The 17,494-nt window shown below is 65.7% G+C and carries 16 protein-coding genes; 3 read left to right on the top strand and 13 right to left on the bottom strand.

Annotated elements, in window-relative coordinates; all coding sequences use genetic code 11:
* Positions 1-42: 42 nt before the first annotated feature.
* From nrdE to BJQ95_RS01560, 11 genes are all read right to left on the bottom strand, one after another.
* On the bottom strand, positions 43-2,148 hold the full coding sequence (gene nrdE / locus BJQ95_RS01610) for a class 1b ribonucleoside-diphosphate reductase subunit alpha (RefSeq protein WP_130177962.1): 2,106 nt from the start codon (positions 2,146-2,148) through the stop codon (positions 43-45).
* Between the two features lie 35 nt (positions 2,149-2,183).
* Entirely contained in the window at positions 2,184-2,645 is a 462-nt protein-coding gene (gene nrdI / locus BJQ95_RS01605) for a class Ib ribonucleoside-diphosphate reductase assembly flavoprotein NrdI (RefSeq protein ID WP_130177958.1), read from the bottom strand.
* Between the two features lie 78 nt (positions 2,646-2,723).
* Entirely contained in the window at positions 2,724-2,957 is a 234-nt protein-coding gene (gene nrdH / locus BJQ95_RS01600; RefSeq protein WP_066592430.1) for a glutaredoxin-like protein NrdH, read from the bottom strand.
* 449 nt (positions 2,958-3,406) lie between these two features.
* Entirely contained in the window at positions 3,407-4,408 is a 1,002-nt protein-coding gene (locus tag BJQ95_RS01595; RefSeq protein WP_130177959.1) for a type IV toxin-antitoxin system AbiEi family antitoxin domain-containing protein, read from the bottom strand.
* A gap of 498 nt (positions 4,409-4,906) precedes the next feature.
* On the bottom strand, positions 4,907-6,148 hold the full coding sequence (mmsB, locus tag BJQ95_RS01590) for a multiple monosaccharide ABC transporter permease (RefSeq protein WP_130177629.1): 1,242 nt from the start codon (positions 6,146-6,148) through the stop codon (positions 4,907-4,909).
* Between the two features lie 33 nt (positions 6,149-6,181).
* Positions 6,182-7,711, bottom strand: a complete 1,530-nt coding sequence (gene mmsA, locus BJQ95_RS01585; RefSeq protein ID WP_130177628.1) for a multiple monosaccharide ABC transporter ATP-binding protein — start codon at positions 7,709-7,711, stop codon at positions 6,182-6,184.
* An 85-nt stretch (positions 7,712-7,796) separates the two neighbouring features.
* Positions 7,797-8,918: a multiple monosaccharide ABC transporter substrate-binding protein gene (chvE, locus tag BJQ95_RS01580; protein ID WP_240694730.1), complete on the bottom strand. Its 1,122-nt coding sequence runs from the start codon at positions 8,916-8,918 to the stop codon at positions 7,797-7,799.
* A gap of 68 nt (positions 8,919-8,986) precedes the next feature.
* The gene (gene araA / locus BJQ95_RS01575) at positions 8,987-10,510 is read right to left on the bottom strand and encodes an L-arabinose isomerase (RefSeq protein ID WP_130177626.1); all 1,524 of its coding nucleotides are present in this window, start codon (positions 10,508-10,510) and stop codon (positions 8,987-8,989) included.
* The gene (locus tag BJQ95_RS01570; protein WP_130177625.1) at positions 10,510-11,220 is read right to left on the bottom strand and encodes an L-ribulose-5-phosphate 4-epimerase; all 711 of its coding nucleotides are present in this window, start codon (positions 11,218-11,220) and stop codon (positions 10,510-10,512) included. The genes araA and BJQ95_RS01570 overlap by 1 nt, the downstream gene beginning before the upstream one ends.
* On the bottom strand, positions 11,217-11,339 hold the full coding sequence (locus BJQ95_RS01565) for a hypothetical protein (RefSeq protein WP_256041488.1): 123 nt from the start codon (positions 11,337-11,339) through the stop codon (positions 11,217-11,219). The genes BJQ95_RS01570 and BJQ95_RS01565 overlap by 4 nt, the downstream gene beginning before the upstream one ends.
* A 189-nt stretch (positions 11,340-11,528) precedes the next feature.
* Entirely contained in the window at positions 11,529-12,581 is a 1,053-nt protein-coding gene (locus BJQ95_RS01560; RefSeq protein ID WP_370688358.1) for a LacI family DNA-binding transcriptional regulator, read from the bottom strand.
* Positions 12,582-13,031: 450 nt separating this feature from the next.
* Between BJQ95_RS01560 and BJQ95_RS01555 the strand changes: the two genes are divergently transcribed.
* Complete coding sequence (locus tag BJQ95_RS01555) at positions 13,032-13,253, top strand: hypothetical protein (protein WP_130177623.1); 222 nt, start codon at positions 13,032-13,034, stop codon at positions 13,251-13,253.
* A 3-nt stretch (positions 13,254-13,256) separates the two neighbouring features.
* Here the strand turns inward: BJQ95_RS01555 and BJQ95_RS01550 are convergent, their stop codons facing one another.
* Together BJQ95_RS01550 and BJQ95_RS01545 are read right to left on the bottom strand one after the other, a co-directional pair.
* Positions 13,257-14,417, bottom strand: coding sequence for a cystathionine gamma-synthase (locus BJQ95_RS01550; protein WP_130177622.1), 1,161 nt, complete (start codon positions 14,415-14,417; stop codon positions 13,257-13,259).
* A gap of 62 nt (positions 14,418-14,479) precedes the next feature.
* On the bottom strand, positions 14,480-15,844 hold the full coding sequence (locus tag BJQ95_RS01545) for a cystathionine beta-synthase (RefSeq protein WP_130177621.1): 1,365 nt from the start codon (positions 15,842-15,844) through the stop codon (positions 14,480-14,482).
* Positions 15,845-16,115: 271 nt separating this feature from the next.
* On the opposite strand from BJQ95_RS01545, the gene BJQ95_RS01540 reads away from it, so the two are divergent.
* Together BJQ95_RS01540 and BJQ95_RS01535 are read left to right on the top strand one after the other, a co-directional pair.
* On the top strand, positions 16,116-16,805 hold the full coding sequence (locus BJQ95_RS01540; protein WP_130177620.1) for a DUF3105 domain-containing protein: 690 nt from the start codon (positions 16,116-16,118) through the stop codon (positions 16,803-16,805).
* Positions 16,786-17,490 carry a DUF305 domain-containing protein gene (locus BJQ95_RS01535; RefSeq protein ID WP_130177619.1) on the top strand — a complete coding sequence of 235 codons (705 nt, stop codon included), beginning with the start codon at positions 16,786-16,788 and terminating at the stop codon, positions 17,488-17,490. The genes BJQ95_RS01540 and BJQ95_RS01535 overlap by 20 nt, the downstream gene beginning before the upstream one ends.
* The last annotated feature ends 4 nt before the right edge of the window (positions 17,491-17,494 follow it).

The raw sequence follows: 17,494 nt of genomic DNA, 5'->3' as shown, positions 1-17,494 counted from the left end.
TCACAGAAGGGAGGGTACTTGTGGCGCTTGCAGCAAACTCACTCATAACGCACAGGAAACACAGCCCTCAACCTCGGTCCCCTCGAGGGCCATCTGGCGCAGACGGATGTAGTAAATCGTCTTGATGCCCTTCTTCCACGCGTAGATCTGCGCGCGGTTGATGTCGCGGGTCGTGGCGGTGTCCTTGAAGAACAGGGTCAGCGAGAGGCCCTGGTCCACGTGCTGCGTCGCCGCGGCGTAGGTGTCGATGACCTTCTCGTAGCCGATTTCGTAGGCATCCTGGTAGAACTCGGTGTTGTCGTTCGTCATGAACGGCGCCGGGTAGTAGACGCGGCCGAGCTTGCCTTCCTTGCGGATCTCGATCTTCGAGGCGATCGGGTGGATCGACGCGGTCGAGTTGTTGATGTACGAGATCGACCCTGTCGGCGGAACGGCCTGCAGGTTCTGGTTGTAGATACCGTGTTCCATGACGGATGCCTTGAGCTCGGCCCAGTCGGCCTGCGTGGGGATCTCGACGGTGGAGTTGGCGAACAGCTCGGCGCCGCGGGCGGTGGCCGGCTCCCAGATCTGGTCGGTGTACTTGTCGAAGAAGGCGCCGGAGGCGTAGGTGGAGTCGGCGAAGCCCTCGAAGCTGGTGCCACGCTCGATGGCGATCTTGTTCGAGGCACGCAGGGCGTGGAACAGCACCGTGTAGAAGTAGATGTTGGTGAAGTCGATGCCTTCTTCGCTGCCGTAGTACACCCGCTCACGGGCGAGGTAGCCGTGCAGGTTCATCTGGCCCAGACCGATGGCGTGCGACTTGTCGTTGCCGCTCTCGATCGAACGCACCGACGCGATGTGGCTCTGGTCGGAGACGGCGCTCAGGCCGCGGATGGCGGTGTCGACGACCCGGCCGAAGTCGGGCGCATCCATGGCCAGTGCGATGTTCATCGAGCCCAGGTTGCAGGAGATGTCCTTGCCGATGGTGTCGTAGGAGAGGTCCTCGTTGTACGTGGTCGGGGTGTTGACCTGGAGGATCTCCGAGCACAGGTTCGACATGTTGACGCGGCCCTTGATCGGGTTCGCCTCGTTCACGGTGTCTTCGAACATGATGTACGGGTAGCCGGACTCGAACTGGATCTCGGCGAGCGTCTGGAAGAAGTCGCGGGCCTTCATCTTGGACTTCTTGATGCGCGGGTCGTCGACCATCTCGTGGTACTTCTCGGTCACCGAGATGTCGGCGAACGGCACACCGTAGACGCGCTCCACGTCGTACGGCGAGAACAGGTACATGTCCTCGTTGTTCTTGGCCAGCTCGAAGGTGATGTCGGGGATGACCACGCCGAGGGAGAGGGTCTTGATGCGGATCTTCTCGTCGGCGTTCTCCCGCTTGGTGTCGAGGAAGCGCATGATGTCGGGGTGGTGCGCCTGCAGGTACACCGCGCCGGCACCCTGACGTGCACCGAGCTGGTTGGCGTAGCTGAAGGAGTCTTCCAGAAGCTTCATCACGGGGATGATGCCGCTGGACTGGTTCTCGATCTGCTTGATCGGCGCGCCGGACTCACGGATGTTGGTCAGCAGCAGGGCCACGCCACCGCCGCGCTTGGACAGCTGCAGCGACGAGTTGATGCCGCGGGAGATGGACTCCATGTTGTCTTCGATGCGGAGCAGGAAGCAGGAGACGAGCTCGCCGCGCTGGGCCTTGCCGGAGTTCAGGAACGTGGGGGTCGCGGGCTGGAAACGGCCGGCGATGATCTCCTCGACGAGGGCCACGGCAAGGTTCTCGTCACCCTGGGCCAGGCCGAGGGCGCTCATCACGACGCGGTCCTCGAAGCGTTCGAGGTAACGCTTGCCGTCGAAGGTCTTCAGCGTGTACGAGGTGTAGTACTTGAACGCGCCGAGGAAGGTCTGGAAGCGGAACTTCTTCGAGTAGGCGAGGTCGTTGAGCTTGGTGATGAACTCGAAGCTGTACATGTCGAGCACGGCCTGCTCGTAGTACTCCTTCTCCACCAGGTAGTCGAGGCGTTCACGCAGCGAGTGGAAGAACACCGTGTTCTGGTTCACGTGCTGCAGGAAGAACTCCCGGGCAGCCTCGCGGTCCTTGTCGAACTGGATCTCCCCGCTCGGACCATACAGGTTGAGCATGGCGTTGAGGGAGTGATAGTCCATGTCCAGGCCCGACGGCGGGCTGATCGGGGTGACCTTCACGGCTGTTGCTTCCAAAATTCTTCCAATCCTTCGTGAACGGTGGCGACGTCGTCCGGGGTGCCGAATACTTCAAAGCGATACAGGTGGGGCACACCGCACTTCTGGGCGATGATGTCCCCGGCGAGGCAGAAGGCCTCACCGAAATTCGTGTTGCCGGCGCCGATGACGCCGCGGATGAGTGAACGGTTGCGCTCGTCATTCAGAAAGCGGATGACCTGCTTGGGTACCGCAGACCCCTCGATGCCGCCGCCGTAGGTGGGCACGACGAGCACATAGGGCCACTCGGCGACAAGCGGGGCATCCTTGGGGTAGAGCGGGATGCGGGCGGCGGGACGGCCGAGCTTCTCGACGAAACGCTTGGTGTTGCCGGAGAGGCTCGAGAAATAGATGATGTCGACCGCGGCGGAGCCGGAGCTCCCCGTGGCGGACTCGCGAGTGGAATCAGCCTGAAGCAGCATGGGTCCCCTTTTCGTGCGAGTTGTGCGAACGCCCCCATCGGGCGCTCGGCGGGCGGCGCCCCCCAGGCGCGATGATCGCTACGCCAGGCGGGCGGCGAGCTCGTTGATCTTGTCGGGACGGAAGCCCGACCAGTGGTCCTCGTCGGTGATGACGACGGGCGCCTGCAGGTAACCGAGCGCCTTGACGGCTTCGAGCGCGTTCTCGTCGGCCGACAGGTCGAGGATGTTGTACTCGATGCCCTTGTTGTCCAGGGCGCGGTAGGTGGCGGTGCACTGCACGCAGGACGGCTTGGTGTAAACGGTGATTGCCATCGATAGGCCTCTCGTGTCGTTCTCGTCGTTCAGGACCGTGGGCATTGCTGTGCGAAAACCGTGGTGAAGACGTGATGGAAATGTGGTGGAAATGCACCTTTGAGGTGCGAAGTTCAGATTCAGGCGTTGTGCGATTGCTTGGACTTCAATACTACATCTAGTGATCCCCAATGGGAACGGCCACTACATGCGGGAATTACAATTATGTACTTATCCACCGACATTCCACCGGTTGTCAACAGGGCGGCTCGCGCAAAAGCCGCAGAATCCTGCGGGTCGAGCAGAAGTTATCCACAGGTAGATGGATCCGGCTTTTCCGGCCTGTGGAATTCGCGCCGGGCGCGTCGGGCGGAGCGGGTCAGGCTCGCGGCACGGATACGTCCCCGCGGCACGCGTTGCAACACGGGCCGCCGCGCAGAACACGTGCCGTGAGTGGCTGCATCGCCCCGTCAGGCGCACGGCACGCCCCGCTCAGTGAGGAACGTGCGAAACCGGCTGGGCGAGAGCGCCAGGTCCCAACCCCACCGGTCGAAGCTGGAGACCCGGGCCCGCAACGCATCCTCCCGCTGCTTCTCGTGCCACACCACCGAACCCGGATCGCGGCCACCTCGGACCGGTCCGGCTCCATACTTGAGGAAGCCGTCGAATTCACCGATCTTGCGTACCCGACGCCACCAGAAATCCGCGTACGCGTTGCCACCGAGGATGTTCGGAAACCACACCTGCAACTCCGGCACCTCGAAACCGAGTTGGAAGATCCGAACCCGGCTGAGCGTCTCCCCCGGGTTCGCCGACAAGGGGTTCGCAAAGGCGATCGCCTTCTCTGCCTGCCGCCGTCCCGTGCGTGGGTTCACCGTGGCGAGTTCTTGGTAGAGGTCGTTCTTCGTCAGTGCCGGGGCGCCTGTCCTGAGAGCCCCTCCCCAGTGCCGGCCTTGCCCTTGTTCACGCTCGCTTTCACGCTCGGCTCGCTCCTGCTCCACTCGCAGAGCATGGTCCAGCATCGTCACGCCCACCAGCAGCGAGGATGACGCCGCCACGTCCACCAGCGTGCGCGCCAGCGAGGTGACCTGGCACCCGTCGATGGTCTCCACAGCGTCGGGCCGCGAGCCCCGGTGCCCGGTGGTCGCCCGGGTGGAGCTGCCTCCGCCGGCGTCGGGGGTGCTGGTGTGCACGGTGGCGGGCCAGGACCCGATGATCGGCAGGCCGTGCAGCACCGCAGCGGACTGGTGCGACAGCACGGGCGAGCGTTCGGCCGCCAGCACTGTCGCTCGCACCAGCAAGCGGTATCGCTCGCTCGCATTTGCGCTCCGCCAGCGCTCAGCCGCGACGTACACGCCGCGTCGGATGTTGGTCAGCGCGCCTTCCCTACACAGCTGCTGAATACCCCGCCGCGAGATACCGGCCTCCAGCAGCGCGCCGGCCGGAAGCAGTCCGCTATACCGAGCACTCACGATCTCAGCCAGGGCCACACGGGCGGGTCTGTTGTTTGCTCTCCCCCCGCCGTCGAAGGGCGGCTGGGCGTGTGACGACTGCTGAAGGTTGGCCATACGCCAGCGTCCCTCGCTGCCGCCGCAATGGGACGGCACAGCCGCAGCCCGGTGCCGCACTCGCCCACGCCCTGCCCTGTGGAGGACCCGCTACCTCCCGCCTCCCCCTTTCCCGGGCGACACACCCCCGCCCCGCCGAGTCGAGCTCTCCCCCCGCGGCGCTCAGCCGCACGGTGGCACTCGTTCGTCCCGGCGGCACCAGTTCGTCCGCCCGCGGCACTAGTTCGTGCCCGCGGCACGCGTACGTACCCCTGCCCCCGGGCCTAACTAGTGCCGCGACGGCGGGAGCGGGAGCGGGCGGGGTGGGAGCGGGCGGGAGCGGGGGGGGAGCGGGGGCAGACAGGCCGCCGGCCCCGCATCCGTAGAGAGGATGCGGGGCCGGCGGCCAGCGGCCGCACCGGGTTAGCGGCCGCCGGCGCGGCGCTTGTTGTAGACGTCGAAGGCCACGGCGAGGAGCAGCACGAGGCCCTTCACGGCCTGCTGCCACTCGATGCCGATGCCCATGATCGACATGCCGTTGTTCAGCACACCGATGATCAGACCACCGATGATGGCGCCACCGATGGTGCCGACACCACCCTGCACGGCCGCGCCACCGATGAAGGCGGCGGAGATGGCCTCGAGCTCGAAGCCGTCACCGGCCTTCGGGCCAGCCAGGTTGAGCCGGGCGGTGAAGATCAGGCCGGCGAGGGCAGCGAGCACGCCCATGTTCACGAACAGCCAGAACGTCACGTTTCGGGTCTTCACGCCGGAGAGCTCAGCGGCGTGCAGGTTGCCGCCGATGGCGTAGATGTGGCGGCCGAAGACGCTGCGGTTCATGATGACGCCGTACACCAGCACCAGCACGGCCAGCACGATCAGGGTGACCGGGATGCCCTTGTAGGAGGCGAGGGCGTAGGCGAACAGGCCGATACCGACCGTGATCAGCACCAGCTTGCCGATGAACCACACCAGCGGCTCCACCTCCTGGCCGTACGAGGCACGGCCGCGACGGGTGCGCACCTGCTGCACGATCAGGGCGATGATGGCCAGCGCGGCAACACCCAGGGTCAGCGGGTCCAGCTCGAACTCGCCGAAGACATCCGTGAGGAAGCCGTTGCCCAGGGCGCGGTACTCGCCCGGGAAGGAGCCGATGTTGGCGTTGCCGAGCACCGCGAGCGCAAGCCCACGGAAGATCAGCATCCCGGCCAGCGTCACGATGAACGCCGGGATGCCCACATAGGCGATCCAGAAGCCCTGCCAGACACCCACGAGGGCGCCGACCAGGAGCGACAGGATGATCGACAGCCACCAGGGCAGGCCCCAGGTCACCGCGAAGACACCGGACATGGCTCCGACGAAGGCGGCGACCGAGCCGACCGACAGGTCGATGTGGCCGGCGATGATGACCATCACCATGCCGACCGCGAGCACGAGGATGTACCCGTTCTGCACGATCAGGTTCGAGATGTTCTGCGGCCGCAGCAGGATGCCGTCGGTCAGGATGCTGAACAGCACGACCACCACGATCAGAGCGACGAAGATGCCGTTCTTGCCGAGGTCGGCGATGACGTGGCTGACCCACTGGCCCGCCTTAGAGTTGCTGGGGTTGACTTGCGCACCTGCGGCCGTGTTGCTCGCCGGCTTGGTTTCGAGATCACTCATTTTGACGTTTCTCCTATTCCGATAGCGCCGACGCTAACGGGCCTTTTCCATGGTCATGTGCTTGATAAGGGTCTCCGGGGTGGCGTCAGCGATCGGGAACTCTCCCGTGATGCGCCCCTCGGAGAGGGTGTAGATGCGGTCGCAGATGCCGATCAGTTCCGGCAGCTCCGACGAGATCACGATGATGCCCTTGCCCTGTGCGGCGAGGGCGTTGATGATCGCGTAGATCTCGTACTTGGCGCCGACGTCGATGCCGCGGGTGGGCTCATCCAGGATCAGCACATCGGGGTTCGAGTAGATCCACTTCGACAGCACGACCTTCTGCTGGTTGCCGCCGGAGAGCTTCCCGGTTTTGGCCAGCACGGTCGGCGCCTTGATGTTCATGCTCGTGCGGTACTCGTTGGCGACCTTGAACTCTTCGTTGTCGTCGACGAGGCCGCCCTTGACGAGCTTGCCGAGGGACGCCATCGAGATGTTGCGCTTGATGTCCTCGATGAGGTTGAGCCCGTAGGTCTTGCGGTCCTCGGTGGCATACGCGATGCCGTTGTCGATCGCCTCGGTCACCGTGCGGGTCTTGATCTCCTTGCCGGCCTTGAACACCTTGCCGCTGATACGGCTACCGTAGGTGCGCCCGAACAGGCTCATCGCGAACTCGGTGCGCCCGGCGCCCATGAGCCCGGCGATGCCGACGATCTCACCGCGGCGCACGTTCAGGTTCACGTTGTCGACCATGACCCGGGTGGCATCCTGAGGATGGTGAGCGGTCCAGTCCTCGACCCGCAGGATCTCCTCGCCGATGTTGGGCGTGTGATCCGGGTAGCGGTGTTCGAGGTCGCGGCCGACCATGTCCTTGATGATGCGGTCTTCGGTGACCTCCTGCTTGGCGATGGTCTCGATGGCCTTTCCATCGCGGATGACCGTGACGGCGTCGGAGACCTTTTTGATCTCGTTCAGCTTGTGGCTGATGATGATCGAGGTGATGCCCTGGCCCTTGAGGTGCAGCATCAGGTTGAGCAGGTGGTCGGAGTCCTCGTCGTTGAGGGCGGCCGTCGGCTCGTCCAGAATAAGAAGCTTCACGCGCTTGGAGAGGGCCTTGGCGATCTCCACGAGCTGCTGCTTGCCGACGCCGATGTCCATGATCTTCGTGGTCGGGTTCTCACGCAGGCCAACGCGGGCGAGCAGCTTGACGGCCTCGCTGTTGGTCTTGTTCCAGTCGATCAGACCGAGAGCGCCGCGCTGTTCGTTGTTGAGGAAGATGTTCTCCGCGATGGAGAGGTAGGGACTCAGGGCGAGTTCCTGGTGGATGATGACGATGCCCTTGGCTTCGCTGTCCCGGATGTCCTTGAATTCAACGACCTCGTCTTCGAAGACGATGTCGCCCGTGTAGGTGCCGTGGGGATAGACCCCGCTGAGCACCTTCATGAGCGTGGATTTGCCCGCGCCGTTCTCACCACAGATGGCGTGAACTTCGCCGCGAGCGACATTGAGCGTCACGTCCTGCAGCGCCTTGACGCCGGGGAAGGTCTTGGTAATACCGCGCATCTCGAGGATGTTGGTGGTCACGTGCGTTCCTTTCTGAGGTCTATTCCGTTGTGGTGACCGGCCGGCGGGGCGTGGTGCCCCGCCGGCCGGTCAGAACACGTGACTCTTAGCCGTCGATCTCGGCCTGGGTCCAGTAGCCGCTGTCAACCAGCTGCTCCGTGATGTTGTCGTTGACCACGATCGCGGAGTCGAGGAGGTAGGACTCCACGACCTTCACACCGTTGTCGTAGTCGGTGGTGTTGTTGATCTCCGGGGTGTCACCGTTCAGCAGCGCGAGGGTCATCGACACGGCGACCTCGGCGAGCTTACGGGTGTCCTTGAAGATCGTGGCGAACTGCTCGCCTGCAACGATGGCCTTGACCGAGTCGAGCTCGGCGTCCTGGCCGGAGATCGCGGGCCAAGTGTCGCCCAGCGAGTAGCCGGAACCCTCGAGGGCAGAAATGATGCCTCGGGAGATGCCGTCGTACGGGGAGAGAACGCCGTTGACAACGCTGCCGTCAGAGTACGTCGACGTCAGGATGTTCTCCATGCGGCTCTGTGCCTCTTCGCCATCCCAACGCAGGGTTGCAACCTGCTCGATGTCGGTCTGGCCGCTCTTGACCACAATGGTCTTCGCGTCGATCAGCGGCTGGAGGACATCCATCGCGCCGTCGTAGAAGAAGAACGCGTTGTTGTCGTCCAGCGAACCGGCGAACAGCTCAACGTTGAACGGGCCGGCCGGGGCACCCTCGGTGGGCGTTCCGTCCAGCTCGACCAGGCCGAGGCCGTTCAGGAGCGACCAAGCCTGCTGCTGGCCGACCTTGAAGTTGTCGAACGAGGCGTAGTAGCTCACGTTCTCGGTGTCGCGGATCAGGCGGTCGTAGGCGATGACGGGGATGTCGGCGTCTGCGGCGTCCTGGAGCACGCTGGTGAGGGTGGTGCCGTCGATCGAGGCGACGATCAGGGCCTTGGCGCCCTTGGTGATCATGTTCTCGATCTGCGAAACCTGCATGGGGATGTCGTCTTCTGCGTACTGCAGGTCGACGGTGAAGCCCTCGGCTTCGAGCTGCTCCTTGACGGCGTTACCGTCGTTGATCCAGCGCTCGGAGGACTTCGTGGGCATTGCAACGCCAACGAGTCCGCCGTCGCCGGCACCCTCGCCGCCGCCGTCGCCGCCACTCGAGCAGGCTGCCAGGGAAATAACCATGGCTCCGGCAGCCAGGGTCGCGAGGAAAGCTTTCTTCTTCACTGTGGTTCCTTTCATATTTTCAATCGACTTTGATGTCAAATGGGTTGAGTAGGTGGTGCGCGTGTGATTTACAGGCCTTGCGCCAGGCGATAGTACGCCTGGTTCCAACGCACCTCGCGGGTGAAGTCCCGCAGGGTGGTGGTCTTATCGATCACGAGAAGCTCGGTGCGAGCGATCTCGGCGAAATCGTGGAACACCTCGATGCCGACTGCTGTCGACATGACGGTGTGGTGGGCGGCGCCGGCGGTGAGCCAGGCGGCGGCGGAGGTGGCGAAGTCCGGTGCGGGCTTCCAGACGGCCCGGCCGACCGGCAGCTTGGGCAGCGCCTCGGTGGGTTCGACGACCTCGACGACGTTGGCGACCAGGCGGAACCTGTCGCGCATGTCACTCAGGGCGACGACCACGGCGGGGCCGGGGGCGGCGTTGAAGACCAGGCGCACCGGGTCCTCCTTGCCGCCGATGCCCAGCGGGTGGATCTCCAGGGTGGGCTTCTGGGTGGACAGTGACGGGCTGACCTCGAGCATGTGGGCGCCGAGGATGAGTTCGGAGCCGGGGGTGAGGTCGTAGGTGTAGTCCTCCATCAGGCTCGCCCCGCCGGGCAGGCCCGATCCCATCACGTTCGCGACGCGCACCAGGATCGAGGTCTTCCAGTCGCCCTCGGCGCCGAAGCCGTAGCCCTGGGCCATCAGGCGTTGTACCGCCAGGCCTGGCAGCTGCTTGAGCGCGCCGAGGTCTTCGAAGTTGGTGGTGAAGGCGGAAAAACCGCCGGCTTCGAGGAACGACTTCAACCCGAGTTCGATCGCGGCGCCGTAGCGCAGCGACTCGTGCCGGTCGCCGCCGACCTTGAGTTCGGGGACCACGTCGTACAGGTCGTCGTACTCGGCGACAAGCGCGTCGATGTCGGCATCCGCCTGGGCGTGTACGGCGTCGGCGAGTTCGTTGACCGACCAGGTGTTCACCTGCACGCCGAAACGCAGTTCGGCTTCGGTCTTGTCGCCCTCGGTCACGGCGACGTAGCGCATGTTGTCGCCGAACCGGGCCAGTTTCATGCTGTTGGATGCGGCCCAGCCGGCCGCGGCGCGGGTCCAGGTGCCGATCGAGGCGGACACGACCGGGTTGGACACGTGGCCCACGACGGTCTTCCGGGACACACCGAGGCGGGTCTGGATGTAGCCGAACTCCCGGTCGCCGTGGGCGGCCTGGTTCAGGTTCATGAAGTCGAAGTCGATCTCGGCCCAGGGCAGCTCGACGTTGGCCTGGGTGTGCAGGTGCAGCAACGGCTTAGTCAGCGCGTTCAGGCCACCGATCCACATCTTCGCCGGCGAGAACGTGTGCATCCACGCGATCAGACCGATCACGGAGTCGTCACTGTTCGCATCCAGCGCGGCCCGGCGGATGGACTCGGCATCCTTGAGCACCGGCTTCCAGACCACCCGCACCGGCATGTCACTGGACGCGTTCAAGGCCTCGGCAATCGTCTGGGACTGCTCGGCGACCTGACGGAGGGTCTCCTCGCCGTAGAGGTTCTGGCTGCCGGTGAGGAACCAGACCTCGTAGCTGTCGAGGCTCGTGTTCAGTGCGGTGGGTGGCATTACTTCAGTGCTCCTTGCGGTGCTTGTCCGTAGACGTTCTGGTACCGGGTGAAAAGGGAATCGATCGCGTCCTGCGGAATCGGAATGAGCGGACCACCCTGACGGGCCAGGTGCACCGTGCGGGCGACGTCTTCGACCATCACGGCGGCCTTGACCGCGTCGCGGGCATCCTTACCGATGGTGAACGGGCCATGATTCTGCATCAACACGGCGCGGGAGCGGTGCCCGGTCAACGCCTCCACGATGCCCTGGCCGATGGTGTCATCGCCGATGATCGCGAAGCGGCCCACCGGGATGGGACCGCCGAACTCATCCGCCATCGCCGTGATCACACACGGGATCTCCTCACCACGAGCCGCCCACGCCGTGGCGTAGGTGGAATGCGTGTGCACCACGCCACCGACCTCGCTCATGTGCCGATACACGTACGCGTGAGCGGCCGTATCGCTGGACGGCGACCGGTCCGAACCCGGCGTCTCCGGAACGACGTTGCCGTCCAGGTCGCACAGGATCATGTTCTCCGGCGCCAGATCGGCGTAATCCACCCCGGACGGCTTGATCACGAACAGGTCAGCACCCGGCACCCGACCTGAGACATTCCCGCCGGTCCACACCACCAGGCCGTTCGCGGTCAGTTCACCGTGTAACCGGGCGATGTCCGCGCGCACTCGCGCGATCGCCACCTCGATCTGCGGGCCGAAGGTGCTCACGCGAACACCGACTCGCTGATGGTGGCGAAGTCGGCGAGGGTTCCGTGGTCGGTTCCGGTGACGTGTGCCTCGTCTGCAGCTGCTGCCGGAGCAGCGGACTGAGCGGTGGACGTGCTCACAGAATCGACTCCCTTGTCTGAAATGGTGCAAGTGGTGCAGGTGGTGCAGATGCGCTGAATGCCCTGAATGTGAACGGTCACATTGCTGACCTCATGTTAGCCGCATCTGGGAAACATCTGTCAAGTCCGGTTTGTCACTTTTGGGTAACGCCCGGACCGGCTGCCCGAGGGGCTCTGTACAGACGTCGGTCAGAACGCCGGGGGGCCCGTGGACCCGCGCACGATGAGCTCGGGGATGATGGCGCTGCGCTGTTGGTCGGGGCCGGCGGTGATGTCATCCAGCAGCAGGGCCATGCAGCGCCGACCGAGTTCGGGGAAATCTTGCCGCACAGTGGTCAGCGGCGGCCAGAAGTGTGCCGCTTCGGGAATATCATCAAATCCGACCACGCTGACGTCGCCGGGGATGTCGAGTCCAGCGTCGCGGATGGCGTGCATGAGACCCAGGGCCATCTGGTCGTTCGAGGAGAAGACCGCGGTGAAATCCCGCACTCGCAGCAGCTCGCGACCGGCGTAATAGCCGAAGTCGGCCGTCCAGTCCCCGAGGATCGGGGCAGTCGTCGGCACGTCCATCGCACCCATCTCGTCCAGGAACCCGCGCATGCGCGCCTCGGCCTCGATCCAGTCCTGCGGGCCGGCGAGGTGATAGATGTTGCGGTGCCCGAGATCGATGAGGTGCCGGGTCGCGGCGCGGGCGCCGGCGATCTGGTCGAAGGAGAGGCCGTGTTCGTTCAGGTGCCCGGTGGACTGCAGGGTCACATAGGGCACAGCGATCGAGAACTGCTCGAGCACGTCGAAGACCCGCATCTGCGGGGCGATCACGACGATGCCCTCCACCGATTGCAGCATGAGGTGGTCCAGCGCGGCCTCGATGGTCGCGGGGTCCGCCGAGGTCAGGTTGGCCGTGTTGACGTAGTAACCGGCCTCGCGGGCCGCGTCCTGGATGGCCGCGATACTGCTGGCCGGCCCGTACTGCGAGCTCGACGCGGAGAGCACGCCGATCGTACGGGAGGTCCCGCGGGACAACGCACGGGCCGCACGGTTGGGCCGATACTGCAGATCGTCCATCACCTGCTGCACGCGCGCCTTGGTGGAATCGCGGATGCTCGGATGGTTGTTGAGCACGCGGGAGACCGTCTGATGTGAAACACCGGCAAGGCGCGCGACATCCCGGATGCTGGGTGCGCGACTCTTGGGCAGATCAGCTGGCACGGGAGGAGGCCTCGTTCGAATGTGCACGGTCACAATTGTGGACGCCTCCAATTATGCACGGGACTGACCGGGTGGGATTGCAGAATGTGACGGTCACATGCCCCGGTCGGGGATTATGTGACGGTCACATGGGCGGATCGCGGCGGACAGTGCCGGGTTCAGGCGCTGGCGCGCACCACGGGTCGGTGGGCCGCACGATGGCGGCGGGTCGTTCGCCGTTGATGCCTGGCCATATAGCTCGGATCGAATGCCGCACCGAGTTCGTGAGCATAGGCCTCGAACCGACGCATGCCTCCCGAGGTATCTTCGGGGCCGGCGATCGTCGCGACACGGTCACGGCCGGGTTCCCGCAGGTACCGCACCATTTCCCTGGCACCGAGTTGCGGAACTCGCCGCGCCCGACTGGTCCCCGTCTGGACAAATGGTCCCGGCACACTGGGCGCACTTGTCCGCACGGGGACCAGTCAGCTGCGGGTCGGTCGGGTGCTCGACGAGACGTCGATCACCACCAGCGGAGTGCGGTCGGGCACCTACCCGGTGGGCGGCATCGCGGCCGTGCTCAACGCGGACACCCAGGGCACCCAGGGCACCCAGGGCACAGAGGGCACCCAGGACGTACCGCGCGGCTACTACCTGCTTTACCAGACCTGCATCAACGGTTCGAATTCCACCCTGTCGGTCACCGTGCTGACCTGGCTGGGCTAGTCCCTAGCTGGCGGGCAACGCCTGGGTGAGGTCGGCGAGCAGGTCGTCGATGTCCTCGATGCCCACCGAGAGGCGCACGATGTTGGTGGCAACCTCCAGCTCCGTGCCGCGCACGGAGGCGTGGGTCATTTCGGACGGGTAGTTCACCAACGACTCGACGCCGCCGAGTGATTCGGCCAGCTGGAACAACTCCGTCGATTCGGCGAAGAGCCGGGCCGCGCTTTCGCCGCCCGTGAACGCCAGGGATAGCATGCCGCCGAAGGCGCTCATCTGCGCCTTGGCGAGTTCGTGGCCGGGGTGGCTTTCCAGTCCCGGGTAGTAGACCTTCTCGATGGCCGGGTGCGTTTCGAGGTACCGGGCGATGGTGAGGGCGTTGCTGCTGTGCCGCTCCATCCGCACCGCGAGGGTCTTGATGCCGCGCACGGTCAGCCAGGCGTCCAGCGGGGCCGAGACGGGGCCGGCCGCGAACTGGATGAAGGCGGTCTTCTCGGCGAGTTCGTCGTCGTTGATGACGAGGCCGCCGCCGAGCACATCGGAGTGACCGCCCAGGTACTTGGTGGTGGAGTGCACAACCACGTCGGCGCCGAACGCGAGGGGCTGCTGCAGGGCGGGTGAGGCGAAGGTGTTGTCCACGACCACGAGAACGCCGTGTCGGTGGCCGACCTCGACGAGGCCGGCGATGTCGCTGATCTTCATCAGCGGGTTGCTCGGCGTCTCCACCCAGAGAATCTTGGTCTCGCCGGGGATGATGGCGGCTTCGACGGCGGCCAGGTCGCTCATCTCCACGGTGGTGTTACGCACGCCCCAGGCGCCGTGCACCCGGTTGATCAGGCGGTGCGTTCCGCCGTAGACGTCGTTGCCGAGCACGACGTGGTCACCCGGCACGAGCACGGCGCGCAGCAGGCTGTCTTCGGCGGCGAGGCCGCTGGCGAAGGAGAGTCCGTGCTTGCCGCCCTCGAGCGCGGCGAGCATGGTCTCCAACGACGTGCGGGTGGGGTTGCCGCCGCGGCTGTACTCGTAGCCGCCACGGAGAACACCGATGCTCTCCTGCACGTAGGTGGAGGTCTGGTAGATCGGCGGGATGACCGCGCCCGTGCTGGGGTCGAATTCCTGCCCGGCGTGGATGGCGATGGTGCTGAACTTCTGCGTGTCTGACTGGCTCATGGTGGGGTCTCTTTCACAAAATTCGAGATGTGGCGGGCCGGGCGCAGCGGCGCGGGCGGGAATCAGACGCTCAGGTAGGTGAGCAGGTCGTGCCGGGTGATCACGCCGAGAGGTTTGCCGCCGTCGGTGACCAGCAGGGCGTCGTGCTCGGTGAACGCGGCGCGCGCTGCGCCGACGGGTTCGTTCACGCCGATCAGCGGCAGGGCGTCGCCCACGATCGAGCCGACCTTGTCGGTGAGCTTGGTCTCGCCGGAGAACACCCGGCCCATCAGGCTGCGTTCGTCGAGGGCGCCGACGACCTCGCCCATCACCACCGGCGGTTTGGCCGCGAGCACGAGCAGCTGCGACACGTTCGCCGAGGTCATCGTCTGGATGGCGTCATGCACGGTGTCGTTCGGGTGCACGTAGACGAACGCCGGCAGCGTGCCGGTCTTCGACTGCAGCAGGTCGGCGACCGTGTGGCCGGCGGGGGCGTTGGAGAAGCCATAGCTGCGCATCCAGCCGTCGTTGAAGATCTTGCCCAGGTAGCCGCGGCCGCCGTCGGGCAGCAGCACGACCACGACGGCGTCGGCGGGCAGGTCCGTCGCCGCGCGGAGCGCCGCGACGACCGCCATGCCGCTGGAGCCACCGACCAGGATGCCCTCTTCGAGGGCGAGACGGCGGGTCATGGCGAAGGAGTCGGCGTCGGAGACCGCGATGATCTCGTGCGGCACCGCCGGGTCGTAGGCGGCCGGCCAGAAGTCCTCGCCGACTCCCTCGACCAGGTACGGCCTACCGGTGCCGCCGGAGTAGACCGAGCCCTCCGGGTCGGCGCCGATGATGCGCACGGCGTCGTTCGAGACCTCGCGCAGGTAGCGGCCGGTCCCGGTGATGGTGCCGCCGGTGCCGACGCCGGCCACGAAGTGGGTGATCGTTCCGTCGGTGTCCCGCCAGATCTCCGGTCCGGTGGACTCGTAGTGGCTGAGCGGCCCGTTCGGGTTGGCGTACTGGTTGGGCTTGAAGGCACCGGGGATCTCCCGGGCCAGCCGGTCGGACACGCTGTAGTACGACTCGGGGTCGTCGGGGGCCACGGCTGTCGGCGTCACGACGATTTCGGCGCCGTACGCGGTGAGCACATTGCGTTTGTCCTCGCCGACCTTGTCCGGCAGTACGAACACGCACTTGTAGCCGCGCTGCTGCGCCACCAGGGCCAGGCCCACCCCGGTGTTGCCGGAGGTGGGCTCCACGATGGTGCCGCCAGGCCCCAGGAGTCCGTCGCGTTCGGCGGCGTCGATGATGCGGGTGGCGATGCGGTCCTTCGCTGACCCGCCGGGGTTCAGGTACTCGAGTTTGACGAGCACGGTGGCGGAGATGCCCGTCGTGACCTTGTGCAGCTTGACCAGGGGCGTGTTGCCGATGAGGTCGAGGATGGTGTCAGCGATTTTCATGAATGATCCTTCGTCTGGGAGACGTGGTGCAGCGCGTGCGTGCGTGGCCGCTGCCGCGGGTGGGCGGTCCTGGACACCGAAAGTGAGGTGTGTGGGTCGGCTAGAGACAGCAGCGACAGGGACACGACGTCAGGATGATCACTCCCTCACTCTAGTCCGCGCACGAAGGCCGCGACGAGCCTGTGAAGCAACTGTGAGATCGGCAACCGAGGAAGCCCGGGCACCGCTCCCTGCGTTCGAATAAGTGCACAGCAAACGAAAGAGGCCCCTCGTGACCCCTGCCCCGCCCACCGGCTCATCCGGATCGTCGTCGCCCAAGCCCGGCGTCAAGCAGCAACGGACAGCGCAACGCGCCCAGAAGCTCGAGCAGTACCGCCGGGAGCAGAAACGGAGCACGCGCAATCGGCGCATTGCCCTGATCAGCGGAATCACCGTGGCCGTCGCGGTCATCGGCCTGCTGATCACCTCGATCGTGCTCACCCCGCAGAGCCCCAGCTACACCGCCGGAGGCGGCAGCGGCGCCGAGATCGAGGGCGTTCAGACCTTCGAGAACGCTGCAGCGCACGTGCAGACGCCGGTCAGTTACCCGCAGACCCCGCCTGCCGGCGGCGAGCACAACCCCACCTGGCTGAACTGCGGCGTCTACACCGAGCCCGTCCTCAACGAGTACGCGGTGCACGCCCAGGAACACGGCGCGCTGTGGATCACCTACGACCCGGCCATCAGCGATGAGGACCTCACCGCGCTGCGCGGGTTGCTGCCGTCGACCTACGTCATCCTGTCGCCGTTCGACGACCTGCCCACTCCGGTTGTGCTGAGCGGCTGGAACACCCAGCTGGCGGTCGACTCCGTCGACGATGAGCGTATCCCCGAGTTCATCCAGGAGTACTGGCAGAGCAACTCGGTGCCGGAGCCCGGTGCCCCGTGCACCGGCGGTATCGATGCCCCCGGAAAAGCGTAGTCCGGGCGCCCGCCGGGCCATTGTGATCGTGGCGGCCGGCGTCGCCGCTGTCGCCGTCGGCCTGGTGGGCTTCTCGGTGGGGAGACTGAGCACCATCGACAATCCCCCTCCGCTGTCCACCAGCGCGGAGGCCGGTTTCGCCAGGGACATGCAGGTGCATCACCTGCAGGGTGCCGAGCTGGCCATGATCATCCGCGACCGCACCGGCGCCGAGGATGTGCGCCGGCTCGGCTACGACATCGCCCTCACCCAACAGCAGCAGGCGGGTCAGCTCTATGGCTGGCTCACCGAGTGGAACCTCACCCAGGCCGGCCCGGAGCCGTCGATGACCTGGATGACCCGGCCCGGCCGCTCTGATGCGGGGCACACCCACTCCGACGGCGCCGCCACCGGCAGCGGTGCCACCGGCAGCGGTGCGGCCGGCGCCCACACCCCGGGCGACCCGATGCCCGGACTCGCCACCGCCGAACAGATCGCCGCCCTCACCACGGCGAGCGGTGTCGACGCCGAGCGCCAGTTCCTCACCCTGATGATCAGTCACCACCAGGGCGCCGTCGAGATGGCTGAGGCCGTTCAGGATCGCGCCAACAACAGCGCGGTCCTGGGGTTCGCGAACTCGGTGATCGTCTCCCAGGAGGCCGAGATCACCCTGATGGAGTCGATGCTGGCCGACCGCGAACCGTGAGAGA

Origin of the sequence: Cryobacterium sp. SO1 (assembly GCF_004210215.2) — a bacterium.
GTDB lineage: Bacteria > Actinomycetota > Actinomycetes > Actinomycetales > Microbacteriaceae > Cryobacterium.
Note: the sequence above shows the minus strand (reverse complement) of the source record. Positions and strands in the feature narration are given on the sequence as shown.